The sequence below is a fragment of the Klebsiella sp. RHBSTW-00484 genome, assembly GCF_013705725.1.
Lineage (GTDB): Bacteria > Pseudomonadota > Gammaproteobacteria > Enterobacterales > Enterobacteriaceae > Klebsiella.
Window position 1 is genome coordinate 927,899 of sequence record NZ_CP055481.1, and the last position, 12,745, is coordinate 940,643.

Sequence of the window (12,745 nt, forward strand, 5' to 3'; positions counted from 1 at the left end):
TAATAACCGGGCAGGCCATGTCTGCCCGTATTTCGCGTAAGGAAATCCATTATGTACTATTTAAAAAACACAAACTTTTGGATGTTCGGTTTATTCTTTTTCTTTTACTTTTTTATCATGGGAGCCTACTTCCCGTTTTTCCCGATTTGGCTACATGACATCAACCATATCAGCAAAAGTGATACGGGTATTATTTTTGCCGCTATTTCTCTGTTCTCGCTATTATTCCAACCGCTGTTTGGTCTGCTTTCTGACAAACTCGGGCTGCGCAAATACCTGCTGTGGATTATTACCGGCATGTTAGTGATGTTTGCGCCGTTCTTTATTTTTATCTTCGGGCCACTGTTACAATACAACATTTTAGTAGGATCGATTGTTGGTGGTATTTATCTAGGCTTTTGTTTTAACGCCGGTGCGCCAGCAGTAGAGGCATTTATCGAGAAAGTCAGCCGTCGCAGTAATTTCGAATTTGGTCGCGCGCGGATGTTTGGCTGTGTTGGCTGGGCGCTGTGTGCCTCGATTGTCGGCATCATGTTCACCATCAATAATCAGTTTGTTTTCTGGCTGGGTTCTGGCTGTGCATTCATCCTCGCCGTTTTACTCTTTTTCGCCAAAACGGATGCGCCCTCTTCTGCCACGGTTGCCAATGCGGTAGGTGCCAACCATTCGGCATTTAGCCTTAAGCTGGCGCTGGAACTGTTCAGACAGCCAAAACTGTGGTTTTTGTCACTGTATGTTATTGGCGTTTCCTGCACCTACGATGTTTTTGACCAACAGTTTGCTAATTTCTTTACTTCGTTCTTTGCTACCGGTGAACAGGGTACGCGGGTATTTGGCTACGTAACGACAATGGGCGAATTACTTAACGCCTCGATTATGTTTTTTGCGCCACTGATCATTAATCGCATCGGTGGGAAAAACGCCCTGCTGCTGGCTGGCACTATTATGTCAGTACGTATTATTGGCTCATCGTTCGCTACCTCAGCACTGGAAGTGGTTATTCTGAAAACGCTGCATATGTTTGAAGTACCGTTCCTGCTGGTGGGCTGCTTTAAATATATTACCAGCCAGTTTGAAGTGCGTTTTTCAGCGACGATTTATCTGGTCAGTTTCTGCTTCTTTAAGCAACTGGCGATGATTTTTATGTCTATTCTGGCGGGCAATATGTATGAAAGCATCGGTTTCCAGGGCGCTTACCTGGTGCTGGGTCTGGTGGCGCTGGGCTTCACCTTAATTTCCGTGTTCACGCTTAGCGGCCCCGGCCCACTTTCCCTGCTGCGTCGCAAGGTGAATGAAGTCGCTTAAGAAATTAATGTCGGATACGGCGCGAGCGCCTTATCCGACCAACTTATCAGGACGGAATGTTAAAAATGAACATGTCGATGACAGAAAAAATAAAAGCAGGCAAGCTATTTACCGATATGTGCGAAGGCTTACCTGAAAAAAGACTTCGTGGGAAAACATTAATGTATGAGTTCAATCACTCGCATCCATCAGAAGTTGAAAAAAGGGTAATGACTCCAACTTATTGATAGTGTTTTATGTTCAGATAATGCCCGATGACTTTGTCATGCAGCTCCACCGATTTTGAGAGCGACAGCGACTTCCGTCCCAGCCGTGCCAGGTGCTGCCTCAGATTCAGGTTATGCCGCTCAATTCGCTGCGTATATCGCTTGCTGATTACGTGCAGCTTTCCCTTCAGGCGGGATTCATACAGCGGCCAGCCATCCGTCATCCATATCACCACGTCAAAGGGTGATAGCAGGCTCATAAGACGCCCCAGCGTCGCCAGAGTGCGTTCACCGAAGACGTGCGCCACAACCGTCCTCCGTATCCTGTCATACGCGTAAAACAGCCAGCGCTGACGTGATTTAGCACCGACGTAGCCCCACTGTTCGTCCATTTCAGCGCAGACAATCACATCACTGCCCGGTTGTATGCGCGAGGTTACCGACTGCGGCCTGAGTTTTTTAAGTGACGTAAAACCGTGTTGAGGCCAACGCCCATAATGCGTGCACTGGCGCGACATCCGACGCCATTCATGGCCATATCAATGATTTTCTGGTGCGTACCGGGCTGAGAGGCGGTGTAAGTGAACTGTAGTTGCCATGTTTTACGGCAATGAGAGCAGAGATAGCGCTGATGTCCGGCAGTGCTTTTGCCGTTACGCACCACGCCTTCAGTAGCGGAGCAGGAAGGACATCTGATGGAAATGGAAGCCACGCAAGCACCTTAAAATCACCATCATACACTAAATCAGTAAGTTGGCAGCATTACCAGAGACGGCATCTGATTAAAAAATAGCCTTAACGTACAATAATTTTCGATATCCAAACTGACCCCATATAACCCGGCGTCATTTTTTTCCTGACGGCTTCGCGCGTATCTTCCGGACTCAGTCCCGGGAAAACCGGTACCGTGGGGGTGTCTTCGGTAAAAAGGATCCGCTGACGGTCTTCCGCTGGCAGATTTTTCCAGGGAGTGTCGATGTCATACCCCAGCGTCACCAGAATATCCCGCAGATTCTGTCCGTGCCAGGCCGGGGGCCAGGAAGCAATAGCCCTTTCACGGATACTAAGTGAAGGATCGGGCACCATCAGTGTTTCAGTTACCTCATAGATATGGCCCAGACAATGGCAAGAAGGGCATGCCCCCTGCGGCGTGTTGGGAGAAAAATCCTCGGCATACAGCATCGGCTGTCCGGCAAGATAAGCGCCCGCCCGTGAGTACATAGACGGCAGGCGAGCTGTGTTACGCAGTCAGGTTCTGGAACTGCATAACATCAGCCATGGCTCTGCTGGCGCAAGAAGTATCGCCATCATGGCAACCCTGAGAGACTTCAAAATGGGACGCTGGCTTGCTGGCAGGCTCATGAAAGAACTGGGGCTGGTGAGTTGTCAGCAGCCTACCCACCGGTATAAACGTGGTGGTCATGAACACATCGTTATCCCGAATCACCTTGAGCGACAGTTCGCAGTGACAGAACCTACCAAGTGTGGTGTGGCGATGTGACGTATAGTGTGCCCGGAGTTCAGGGCGAGCATGGACGCTCAAATGAACCACGAGTCTGTCTGGAATATTGAACCGGTAACTCACGATGAGAAACCCAACAATCCCACCGGGTGTGACGGTGGAGAACCTGAGCGGCAGTGACCTGCGGCATGCCCGCAGGGTGATGTAACCCGCTGACAACGGGGATTGAGGCGAGATCACTAAGCCGAGATGATCCTCAAGGTTAAGTACTGATAGGCTGAAGAACATGAACCCGTTAATCCGCCTCTGTGGGTTGAAAACGTCACCACGGCCTACGTGATCTAACAGGCCGTGCAGGAGGAACTGGCAGTGATAAGTAAGCACCGCCGGTCGAAGGTGTTTTGACATGTATGCGAAACACCGGGGCAGCAGCGTCTATCACGCTCGCGTTGCTGACTTCTGCCGACTTGCGGCAAGCAAGGATAAAGAGTGCGACGGGCAGCCTCCTCAGTATGTCTGAGTCCAGGCAGGTAAACCGGGGAAGGTCAGCGACGGATGTTAAGGGGGCATGGCTCCGATGACGCGCTGGCTGGCGGAGCTTCCGTAGTAGTCCGCGATGGGGAAAGCCCATTACATGGCGAAGGGAAGCAGTTTGAATGTGTTTGCGACGTGAATTAACTGACCTAACGAGGTGAAGACCTTTGATAATCAGCGAAATGCAACGCAAGCTTGCCACATGGGCAGCCACCGACCCGTCCCGACGGATTGAACGGCTGCTGCGTCTGATAACACAACCAGAATGGCTGGCTGAAGCCGCGCGGATCACGCTTTCATCAAAGGGGGCGCATACCCCCGGTGTTGATGGCGTGAACAAAACAATGCTACAGGCCAGACTGGCTGTTGAGCTGCAAATCCTCAGGGATGAATTACTCTCAGGTCACTACCAGCCCTTGCCCGCCAGACGGGTTTACATCCCTAAAAGCAACGGCAAACTGCGACCACTGGGTATCCCCGCGTTGCGGGATCGTATTGTTCAGCGGGCCATGCTGATGGCGATGGAGCCGATATGGGAAAGTGATTTTCATACACTCTCGTATGGCTTCCGGCCTGAACGCAGTGTCCACCACGCGATCCGCACGGTGAAATTACAGCTCACCGACTGCGGTGAAACACGGGGACGCTGGGTGATTGAAGGCGACCTGTCCAGTTACTTCGACACCGTACATCATCGACTGCTGATGAAGGCCGTGCACCGCAGGATCAACGACGCACGTTTCATGACTCTGCTGTGGAAAACCATCAGGGCGGGACATATCGATGTCGGTCTCTTTCGGGCGGCCAGTGAAGGCGTGCCGCAAGGTGGCGTAATATCGCCGCTGCTGTCGAATATCATGTTGAATGAGTTCGATCAATACCTGCATGAGCGCTACCTGAGCGGGAAAGCCAGAAAAGATCGGTGGTACTGGAATAACAGTATCCAGCGGGGCCGAAGTACGGCGGTCAGAGAAAACTGGCAGTGGAAACCCGCGGTGGCGTACTGCCGCTATGCCGATGATTTTGTCCTCATCGTCAAAGGCACCAAAGCACAGGCGGAAGCCATCAGGGAGGAGTGTCGGGGTGTGCTCGAAGGCATTCTGAAACTCAGGCTGAACATGGATAAGACTAAAATCACCCATGTTAATGACGGCTTTATCTTTCTGGGGCACAGGATCATTCGCAAACGCAGTCGTTATGGCGATATGCGAGTGGTCTCGACGATCCCGCAGGAGAAAGCCAGAAACTTCGCCGCATCGCTGACAGCACTGTTATCAGGCAACTACAGTGAAAGCAAAGTCGATATGGCTGAACAACTCAACCGAAAACTGAAAGGCTGGGCCGCGTTCTACCAGTTCGTTGATTTTAAGGCCAAAGTCTTCAGTTATATCGACCGTGTCGTGTTCTGGAAGCTGGCTCACTGGCTGGCCCGAAAATACCGTACAGGTATCGCCTCCCTGATGAGGGGGTGGTGTAAATCACCGAAACCGGGTCAGAGCAAAACGTGGGTTTTATTTGGTAAAACCAACCACGGGAAGCTCAACGGTGAAGTACTTTATCGGTTGGTGGGGCAAGGCAAGAAGCGGTTCCGCTGGCGTCTACCCGAAGGTAATCCCTATCTGAGGACGGAAACCGGAAACACGTATACATCGCGCTACACTGAAGTGGCAATGGCGTTCGCCAGCGTTTAAATGGAGAGCCGGATGCGCTGAAAGGTGCACGTCCGGTTCGGGGAGGAGAGGCAGGGAAATAGTCCGACTACGCCCTGCCTCTTACTCTACTCTCGACAGGTAAACGTTGGCCTTACCTCGCTGTTGTTCTCGATATGTTCGCAAGGAAACCGGTGGGCTGGGCAATGTCATTCTCGCCGGACAGCAAGCTGACCATCAAAGCGCTGGAAATGGCGTGGGAAGCTCGCGGTAAACCAGCCGGAGTGATGTTCCATAGTGACCAGGGTAGCCTCTATACAAGCAGGCAGTTCCGGCAGTTACTGTGGAGTTGCCGGATCGGGCAGAGTATGAGCCGACGTGGAAACTGTTGGGACAACAGCCCGATGGAACGCTTCTTCCGTAGTCTGAAAAACGAGTGGGTGCCGGTGACAGGTTATATAAACTTTAGCGAAGCTGCTCATGCGATCACAGACTATATCGTCGGGTATTACAGCTCGCTAAGGTCGCATGACTATAACGGTGGATTACCCCCAAACGAATCGGAAAACCGATACTGGAAAAACTCTAAAGCGGTGGCCAGTTTTAGTTGACCATATATGGACGCCCCGGGTGATGCAAGTACTAGTTCGATGCGGTTTGCGACCATATATCCGGCGTCGTTAGTAGGTTCAATGACCTGCGCCATGATGTTATCCGAGCCCTGTTTCCTAATCACTACACCGGTATTTGATTACCCAGGTCAACTTCAGGCTGTTACAGGGACGGCAACCGTGTCAGCACATCCTTGAGATAGGCATACGGATCGTGCCCATTATTACGGGCCGACTGGATCAAACTCATGATCGCAGCAGCGCGCTTGAGCATGCGAACCCACGCCGAGCATTTGAGAAGGCAACGGGATGAACGCTGGCTGGATAGCCGTGGTTTTGTGGGTAGGCAGCCGAATCCATTTGTGGTCGAGGTTGGCATTGAGGCTGTAGCCCAAGGCGATGTTTGCGATGGAGGCACCGGGTTCAGAACACTCCTGAATGACCTGAGCCTTGAAAGATTTGCTGTAGGTACGGCGCTGAGGGCGCATGGAAAATCCGCTTGATGGGCCATGGCCTTCGGAGGCGGTGTCGGGAAGGTGTGTTGGCCGGACGGATACTGTTGAACTACGTTGTCTGGGGCAACGGAAGTGTTTCGGCCCGACTCTGGAACGCGATCCGCAGCGACGACTGGGCAATTCCGCACGTTGGCCTGAGCAGCCTCGGGGAAATCGTCGTCTGGGCGCGCCCAGACGAGTTTCCGCCAAGGAACATGCAGACGAGCAAGGGGCTGCGGGCACTCGGCTACAACGTGAGGATCGGTGTTTGATCGAGGCGCCTGTGGCACACGCAGGCTGAGGAGCCAGGCGCTGTCCATTGCCTGATCAGGCCGCCCCCCTGTGCCTTGCCTGAGCAGTTGACCTGCATCAATGGGGCGGGAGAACGCTGCACATTGACTCTTGACTCTTGAAGTTTTTCATAGTAGGTCTAATATTACAAAGTATTGCAAGGATATCCTTGGCCGGAACCGCAAAGCGACGCGATTGGAGAGGGTGAGATGAAAGCGCACCTACAGGTGATTTTCACGCTCGATGAATTGGCTGCGTACTTGAAAGTCGGCAAGCGGACGCTTTATCGGCTCGCCGCACACGGGGAAATTCCGGCTTTCAAGGTGGGCGGGACGTGGCGGCTTCGTCAAAGTGAAATCGATCAGTGCATCAATGATCAGACCCGAGCCGGAGCAAAGAAGGAGGTGATGCGCAAGCGTGAACAGCAGAAGTCATCCGAGCAGCCCGTGTCGCCTGGGCGCACTGCCCGTCGCAGCAGGCAAAGGGCTTGAGTAACTCGTTTTCCAATTTTTCTGGAGGTATGACATGGACATCGATTTCAAGAAGTTGGCTCCCTGGAACTGGTTCAAGAACGAGCAGCAAGAGCAGCAGACCGCCTCCTCCCTGCCGGTGCAGCGCAATGACCTGCCAGCGGCGAGCGGGCCAGTCAGCCCGATCCTGCAACTGCATCGGGAAATCGACCGGCTGTTCGATGACGCATTCCGGGGCTTCGGTTTTCCGGCGTTGAACATGCCGCAGTGGCCATCCGATTGGTCGGGCATGCTGAAGCCGGCCCTGGACATCCAGGAAACCGACAAGCAGTACAAGATTGCCCTGGAAGTGCCCGGTGTCGAGGAGAAGGACATCCAGATCACCCTCGACAACGACGTGCTGATGGTGCGTGGCGAGAAGCGCCAGGAACAGGAGAAGAAGGAAGGTGGCTTCCACCGTGTGGAGCGCTCCTACGGCAGCTTTCAGCGTGCCTTGAACCTGCCTGACGACGCCAACCAGGATTCGATCAAGGCATCGTTCAAGAACGGGGTGCTCACGGTCACGATCGACAAGCGCGAGGTCAGCGCGCCGAAGCAGGGACGCTCGATCCCGATCAACGGCTGACGTCGCCGGCTCGTTCGTCACAAGAAAAACCCGGCCCGAGACGAGGTGTCGCGGCTCGCGATGCCTCGTCGCCTCAACCTTTTCAACCTTCTAAGGAGCATCAGCATGGCCAGAAAACAATGCCAGGTCTGCGGCCAACCCGCCACCGTGCGGGTGGAAGCCAATCTCAACGGTCGTCACAGCACCATGCTGTTGTGCGACGACCATTACCGGCAATTAGTGCGCCAGCAAAAGCGCACCGTTTCGCCGCTGGAAGCCTTGTTCGGTTCGCGCAGCGGCCTGTTCGAGGACTTCCTCGGCAGTGACTTCTTCCGCATCGGCGACGACGCGACGCCAGTTGCCGCCGATACCGATGACGTGGTCGATGCCTCGTTTGGCGAGCCCGCCGCCGCAGGTTCGGGTGCGCCGCGCCGTCGCGGCAGTGGGCTGGCCAGCCGCATCAGCGAACAGTCGGAAGCCTTGTTGCAGGAGGCCGCCAAACACGCTGCCGAATTTGGCCGCTCCGAGGTGGATACCGAACATCTGCTGCTGGCGCTGGCCGACAGCGACGTGGTCAAGACCATCCTGGGTCAGTTCAAGATCAAGGTCGATGACCTCAAGCGGCAGATCGAGTCTGAGGCCAAGCGCGGGGACAAGCCCTTCGAGGGCGAGATCGGCGTGTCGCCGCGCGTGAAGGATGCGCTCAGCCGCGCCTTCGTGGCCTCCAATGAACTCGGCCATTCTTATGTCGGTCCAGAGCATTTCCTGATCGGTCTGGCCGAGGAAGGCGAAGGGCTGGCCGCCAACCTGCTGCGCCGCTACGGCCTGACGCCGCAGGCGCTGCGCCAACAGGTCAGCAAGGTGGTCGGCAAGGGCGCCGAGGATGGACGCGCTGAGACGCCGACCAACACGCCAGAACTCGACAAGTACTCGCGCGACCTGACCAAGATGGCGCGCGACGGCAAGCTCGACCCGGTGATCGGCCGCGCGCAGGAGATCGAAACAACCATCGAGGTGCTGGCCCGGCGCAAGAAGAACAACCCGGTGCTGATCGGCGAGCCGGGTGTGGGCAAGACCGCCATCGTCGAAGGGCTGGCGCAGCGCATGGTGGCGGGTGAAGTGCCCGAGACCTTGCGCGACAAGCGCCTGGTGGAACTCAACATCAACGCCATGGTGGCCGGCGCCAAATATCGCGGCGAGTTCGAGGAGCGCGTGCAGAAGGTGCTGAAGGAGGTGACCGAGCACCAGGGCGAGCTGATTTTGTTCATCGACGAGGTGCACACCATCGTCGGTGCCGGCCAGGGCGGTGGCGAAGGCGGGCTGGACGTGGCCAACGTGTTCAAACCGATGATGGCGCGCGGTGAACTCAACCTGATCGGCGCCACGACGCTGAACGAGTACCAGAAATACATCGAGAAGGATGCCGCACTGGAGCGGCGCTTCCAGCCGGTGACGGTGCCCGAGCCGACGGTGGCCCAGGCCATCATGATTCTGCGCGGCCTGCGCGACACCTTCGAGGCGCACCACAAGGTCAGCATCTCCGAGGACGCGATCATCGCGGCGGCCGAGTTGTCCGACCGCTACATCACGGCGCGCTTCCTGCCGGACAAGGCGATCGACCTGCTCGACCAGGCGGCCGCGCGCGTGAAGCTGTCGGCCACGGCCCGGCCGGTGGCCGTGCAGGAGCTGGAGTCCGAACTGCACCAGCTGCGGCGTGAACAGGATTACGTGGCCGCGCGCAAGCAGTACGACCAGGCCGCCGAGCTCGGCAAGCGCATCGAAGCCAAGGAGGCCGAGCTCAAGAAGCTCGTCGAGGACTGGGAGCGGGAGCGGGCCTCCGGCAGTGCCGAGGTCAAGGCGGAACACGTGGCGCAGATCGTCTCGCGCCTGACCGGCATCCCGGTCAACGAGTTGACGGTGGAAGAGCGCGAAAAGCTGCTGCACTTGGAACAACGGCTGCACGAGCGCCTGGTGGGACAAGACGAGGCGGTCCGTGCCGTGGCCGATGCCGTGCGGCTGTCCCGCGCCGGCCTGCGCGAAGGCAGCAAACCGGTGGCTACCTTCCTGTTTCTGGGCCCGACCGGGGTGGGCAAGACCGAGCTAGCCAAGGCATTGGCCGAATCGATCTACGGCGATGAGCACGCCCTGTTGCGCATCGACATGTCGGAATATGGCGAACGCCATACCGTGGCGCGGCTGGTGGGCGCGCCTCCGGGCTATGTCGGTTACGACGAAGGCGGTCAGCTCACCGAGAAGGTGCGGCGCAAGCCCTACAGCGTGCTGCTGCTCGACGAGATCGAGAAGGCACACCCTGACGTCTACAACATCCTGCTGCAAGTGTTCGACGACGGTCGCCTCACCGACGGCAAGGGCCGGGTGGTGGATTTCACCAACACCATCATCATCGCCACGTCCAACCTGGGTTCGGACATCATCCAGCGACGGCTGAAGGCGCGTGGGGCGGCTGGCGAGGAGTACGAAAAGACCAAGGCCGAGGTCATGGACGTGCTGCGCGGTCACTTCCGGCCCGAGTTCCTCAACCGCATCGACGAGATCATCGTCTTCCATGCGCTGGGCAAGGAGGAGATCCGCCACATCGTCGGCCTGCAGCTCGATCGCGTGGCGCGCAGCGCCGCCAGCCAGGGCGTGACGCTCACTTTCGATCAGACGCTGATCGACCATTTCGCGGAAGAAGGCTACAAGCCCGAGTTCGGTGCGCGTGAACTCAAGCGCCTGATCCGTAGCGAGCTGGAAACTGCGCTGGCGCGCGAGATGCTCGGTGGCGGCATCGGCAAGGGCGATCACGCCAGCGCACGCTGGGACGACAAGGCCGAACGCGTGGTGTTCGAACGAAAAGAGCCACCGCAGACCCCGGCCGAGCCGGAGCTGCCGGATGCCGCGAAGGCGACCGAGACGCCGCACGGCGACGCTGGCAAAGGCTCGCGCAAGAAGAAGTCGGCGAGCGACGCATCTTGATGGCGGGCGAGGCTGCCGTGTCCGACCCCATCGGCCTGGCATGGGCAGCCTCCCTGGCCTCGATCGCGGTGGCGGTCGTGGCCGCGGGTCACGCGGTCGTCTACAAACGTGATCCGCGGTCGGCCACGCCGTGGGGGCTGCTCATCAGCGGCGGCACTGCTCTCCCGCTCGCTGGCCATCCGTTTGCGTGACGGTGCGGCCCGTCTGTTCACCTGATCCTCTGGCAACTCGACTTTCGAGGAACACGGCCCATGGAAAAAAAGAATCAATGGAATACCGGCTACTGGATCGTTGCCCTCCTGCTGTTGTTGAGTTTGCAGAGCTACTGGCAGACGGCGAAAACCGTCGAGCCGGTGCCCTACAGCGAGTTCGAGAAGGCGCTGGCCGAGGGGCGCGTGGCCGAAGTGCTGGTGTCGGATCGTACGGTGACCGGGCGCCTGAAGTCGCCGGACAGCCGGGGCAAGACGACGATCGTGGCAACGAGGGTCGAACCCGATCTTGCCGATCGCCTGTCGAAGTACGACGTGCCCTATGCCCGCGTGTTGGAGAGCACCTGGCTGCGCGATGTGCTGTCGTGGATCCTGCCAGCGGTAGCCTTCTTTGGCGTCTGGTTCTTCCTGTTCCGCCGCTTCGCCGAGAAGCAGGGCATGGGCGGGTTTCTCAACATCGGTAAGAGCCGCGCCAAGGTGTTCGTGGAAAAGAACACCGGTGTGACGTTCGCCGATGTCGCGGGGGGGGATGAGGCCAAGGCGGAGCTGGTCGAGATCGTCGATTTCCTGAAGAATTCGCAGGACTATGGCCGTCTCGGGGCGCGCATTCCCAAGGGCGTGTTGCTGGTCGGCCCACCGGGCACCGGCAAGACATTGCTGGCCAAGGCTGTTGCCGGCGAGGCGGCGGTGCCCTGCTTCTCCATCTCCATCTCCGGATCAGAGTTTGTCGAGATGTTCGTCGGCGTGGGTGCGGCCCGTGTGCGCGACCTGTGCGAGCTGGCCCGCGGGCAGGCGCCGGCCATCATCTTCATCGACGAGCTCGATGCGCTGGGCCGCGCGCGCGGCGTCGGCGGCCCCATCGGCGGCCACGACGAGCGCGAGCAGACCCTCAACCAGCTGCTCACGGAGATGGACGGCTTCGACAGCTCGGTCGGGCTGATCATCCTCGCCGCCACCAACCGCCCCGAAATCCTCGACCAGGCGCTGCTGCGTGCCGGCCGCTTCGACCGCCAGGTGCTGGTGGACCGGCCCGACAAGAAGGGGCGGCTGGACATCCTGAAGGTTCATGTCAAGAAGGTGACGCTGGCCCAGGATGTAGACCTCGAACAGGTAGCCGCACTGACCACGGGCTTTTCCGGCGCGGACCTCGCCAATCTGGTCAACGAGGCGGCGCTGGCGGCGAGGAGACGCCGTGCGTCCGCCGTGGAATTGCAGGACTTCACCGCGACCATCGAGCGCATCGTGGCGGGCCTGGAAAAGAAGAGCCGCGTGCTCAATCCCAAGGAGCGGGAAACCGTGGCCCATCACGAGATGGGCCATGCGCTGGTGGCGCTGGCGCTGCCCGAAACCGACCCCGTACACAAGATCTCGATCATCCCGCGCGGCATCGGCGCGCTGGGCTACACCTTGCAGCGCCCCACCGAAGACCGCTTCCTGATGACGCGTACCGATCTCGAGCACAAGATCGCCGTACTGCTGGGCGGGCGTGCCGCCGAAAAGCTGGTGTTCGGCGAGTTGTCTACCGGGGCGGCGGACGATCTGGCGCGAGCCACCGACATCGCCCGCGACATGATCACCCGCTTTGGCATGGACGAGGGCCTGGGCTACATCGCCTTCGAGGCGCAGCGGCCCCGCTTTCTCGATACACCTGAACTGGCCCACGGCGGTTGCCGGGTGGCCGAATCGACCCAGGCGCGCATCGATCAGGCTATCCGCGACATCGTGATGGGCGTGTTCGAGCGCGCCTACCGGATTCTCGACATCAACCGCGCGGTGCTGGAGCGCTGTGCGCGCGAGCTGCTGGCGCGGGAAACGCTCGACGAAAGCGATATCCGTCAATTGACTCAAGGACTTGTTCGGAACTGAAAACAGTAGTAGGTGCCATTCAGAGTAAACCGACGGCTCTGTTCAGTGCGTCATCCAATTCGTCGGCA

11 protein-coding genes and 4 pseudogenes are annotated in these 12,745 nt (G+C 57.9%); 11 read left to right on the forward strand and 4 right to left on the reverse strand.

Features of this window, described 5'->3' with window-relative positions; all coding sequences use genetic code 11:
- The first annotated feature begins 51 nt into the window (after nucleotides 1-51).
- Nucleotides 52-1,305 carry a lactose permease gene (gene lacY, locus HV213_RS04460; RefSeq protein ID WP_039184238.1) on the forward strand — a complete coding sequence of 418 codons (1,254 nt, stop codon included), beginning with the start codon at nucleotides 52-54 and terminating at the stop codon, nucleotides 1,303-1,305.
- A gap of 65 nt (nucleotides 1,306-1,370) precedes the next feature.
- A pseudogene (locus HV213_RS04465) lies at nucleotides 1,371-1,511 on the forward strand (maltose acetyltransferase domain-containing protein); the annotation flags it as partial.
- A gap of 14 nt (nucleotides 1,512-1,525) precedes the next feature.
- Here HV213_RS04465 and HV213_RS04470 read toward each other — a convergent pair.
- Together HV213_RS04470 and HV213_RS04475 are read right to left on the reverse strand one after the other, a co-directional pair.
- A protein-coding gene (locus HV213_RS04470) for an IS1 family transposase (RefSeq protein ID WP_228288591.1) occupies nucleotides 1,526-2,223 on the reverse strand; the annotation gives its coding sequence in 2 pieces (ribosomal slippage) (nucleotides 1,526-1,974 and nucleotides 1,974-2,223; 699 coding nt in all).
- Between the two features lie 83 nt (nucleotides 2,224-2,306).
- Nucleotides 2,307-2,693 carry a hypothetical protein gene (locus HV213_RS04475; RefSeq protein WP_046050277.1) on the reverse strand — a complete coding sequence of 129 codons (387 nt, stop codon included), beginning with the start codon at nucleotides 2,691-2,693 and terminating at the stop codon, nucleotides 2,307-2,309.
- 40 nt (nucleotides 2,694-2,733) lie between these two features.
- Here HV213_RS04475 and HV213_RS04480 point away from each other — a divergent pair.
- The 3 genes and pseudogenes from HV213_RS04480 to HV213_RS04490 all read left to right on the forward strand — a co-directional run.
- Nucleotides 2,734-3,017: pseudogene (locus HV213_RS04480) on the forward strand (IS3 family transposase); the annotation flags it as partial.
- Between the two features lie 672 nt (nucleotides 3,018-3,689).
- Entirely contained in the window at nucleotides 3,690-5,198 is a 1,509-nt protein-coding gene (gene ltrA, locus HV213_RS04485; protein WP_181486333.1) for a group II intron reverse transcriptase/maturase, read from the forward strand.
- A gap of 80 nt (nucleotides 5,199-5,278) precedes the next feature.
- Nucleotides 5,279-5,767, forward strand: a pseudogene (locus HV213_RS04490) (IS3 family transposase); the annotation flags it as partial.
- A gap of 163 nt (nucleotides 5,768-5,930) precedes the next feature.
- On the opposite strand, the pseudogene HV213_RS04495 reads toward HV213_RS04490, so the two are convergent.
- Both HV213_RS04495 and HV213_RS04500 read right to left on the reverse strand, forming a co-directional pair.
- A pseudogene (locus HV213_RS04495) lies at nucleotides 5,931-6,047 on the reverse strand (transposase domain-containing protein); the annotation flags it as partial.
- Nucleotides 5,992-6,255 carry a transposase gene (locus HV213_RS04500; RefSeq protein ID WP_039185905.1) on the reverse strand — a complete coding sequence of 88 codons (264 nt, stop codon included), beginning with the start codon at nucleotides 6,253-6,255 and terminating at the stop codon, nucleotides 5,992-5,994. The pseudogene HV213_RS04495 and the gene HV213_RS04500, both read right to left, overlap by 56 nt.
- A gap of 14 nt (nucleotides 6,256-6,269) precedes the next feature.
- Here HV213_RS04500 and HV213_RS04505 point away from each other — a divergent pair, with 14 nt between their 5' ends.
- The 6 genes from HV213_RS04505 to ftsH all read left to right on the forward strand — a co-directional run bounded on the left by HV213_RS04505 (nucleotide 6,270) and on the right by ftsH (nucleotide 12,677).
- Nucleotides 6,270-6,533: a hypothetical protein gene (locus HV213_RS04505; protein WP_001295708.1), complete on the forward strand. Its 264-nt coding sequence runs from the start codon at nucleotides 6,270-6,272 to the stop codon at nucleotides 6,531-6,533.
- A 228-nt stretch (nucleotides 6,534-6,761) separates the two neighbouring features.
- Nucleotides 6,762-7,043 carry a helix-turn-helix domain-containing protein gene (locus HV213_RS04510; RefSeq protein WP_000643630.1) on the forward strand — a complete coding sequence of 94 codons (282 nt, stop codon included), beginning with the start codon at nucleotides 6,762-6,764 and terminating at the stop codon, nucleotides 7,041-7,043.
- A 34-nt stretch (nucleotides 7,044-7,077) separates the two neighbouring features.
- The gene (gene hsp20, locus HV213_RS04515; RefSeq protein ID WP_000350435.1) at nucleotides 7,078-7,647 is read left to right on the forward strand and encodes a small heat shock protein sHSP20; all 570 of its coding nucleotides are present in this window, start codon (nucleotides 7,078-7,080) and stop codon (nucleotides 7,645-7,647) included.
- A 105-nt stretch (nucleotides 7,648-7,752) separates the two neighbouring features.
- Nucleotides 7,753-10,602: a heat shock survival AAA family ATPase ClpK gene (gene clpK, locus HV213_RS04520; protein WP_050311369.1), complete on the forward strand. Its 2,850-nt coding sequence runs from the start codon at nucleotides 7,753-7,755 to the stop codon at nucleotides 10,600-10,602.
- Complete coding sequence (locus HV213_RS04525; protein WP_001446316.1) at nucleotides 10,602-10,793, forward strand: hypothetical protein; 192 nt, start codon at nucleotides 10,602-10,604, stop codon at nucleotides 10,791-10,793. The genes clpK and HV213_RS04525 overlap by 1 nt, the downstream gene beginning before the upstream one ends.
- A 60-nt stretch (nucleotides 10,794-10,853) precedes the next feature.
- The gene (gene ftsH / locus HV213_RS04530; protein ID WP_050311370.1) at nucleotides 10,854-12,677 is read left to right on the forward strand and encodes an ATP-dependent zinc metalloprotease FtsH; all 1,824 of its coding nucleotides are present in this window, start codon (nucleotides 10,854-10,856) and stop codon (nucleotides 12,675-12,677) included.
- Nucleotides 12,678-12,745 lie beyond the last annotated feature (68 nt).

Excerpts from the sequence above, each read along its gene's own strand:
- HV213_RS04505 (WP_001295708.1), top strand. The coding sequence starts at position 6,270 with ATGGGCCATGGCCTTCGGAGGCGGTGTCGGGAAGGTGTGTTGGCCGGA.
- ltrA (WP_181486333.1), top strand. The coding sequence starts at position 3,690 with ATGCAACGCAAGCTTGCCACATGGGCAGCCACCGACCCGTCCCGACGG.
- HV213_RS04475 (WP_046050277.1), bottom strand. The coding sequence starts at position 2,693 with ATGCTGTATGCCGAGGATTTTTCTCCCAACACGCCGCAGGGGGCATGC.
- HV213_RS04525 (WP_001446316.1), top strand. The coding sequence starts at position 10,602 with ATGGCGGGCGAGGCTGCCGTGTCCGACCCCATCGGCCTGGCATGGGCA.
- HV213_RS04500 (WP_039185905.1), bottom strand. The coding sequence starts at position 6,255 with ATGCGCCCTCAGCGCCGTACCTACAGCAAATCTTTCAAGGCTCAGGTC.
- lacY (WP_039184238.1), top strand. The coding sequence starts at position 52 with ATGTACTATTTAAAAAACACAAACTTTTGGATGTTCGGTTTATTCTTT.
- clpK (WP_050311369.1), top strand. The coding sequence starts at position 7,753 with ATGGCCAGAAAACAATGCCAGGTCTGCGGCCAACCCGCCACCGTGCGG.
- HV213_RS04510 (WP_000643630.1), top strand. The coding sequence starts at position 6,762 with ATGAAAGCGCACCTACAGGTGATTTTCACGCTCGATGAATTGGCTGCG.
- hsp20 (WP_000350435.1), top strand. The coding sequence starts at position 7,078 with ATGGACATCGATTTCAAGAAGTTGGCTCCCTGGAACTGGTTCAAGAAC.
- ftsH (WP_050311370.1), top strand. The coding sequence starts at position 10,854 with ATGGAAAAAAAGAATCAATGGAATACCGGCTACTGGATCGTTGCCCTC.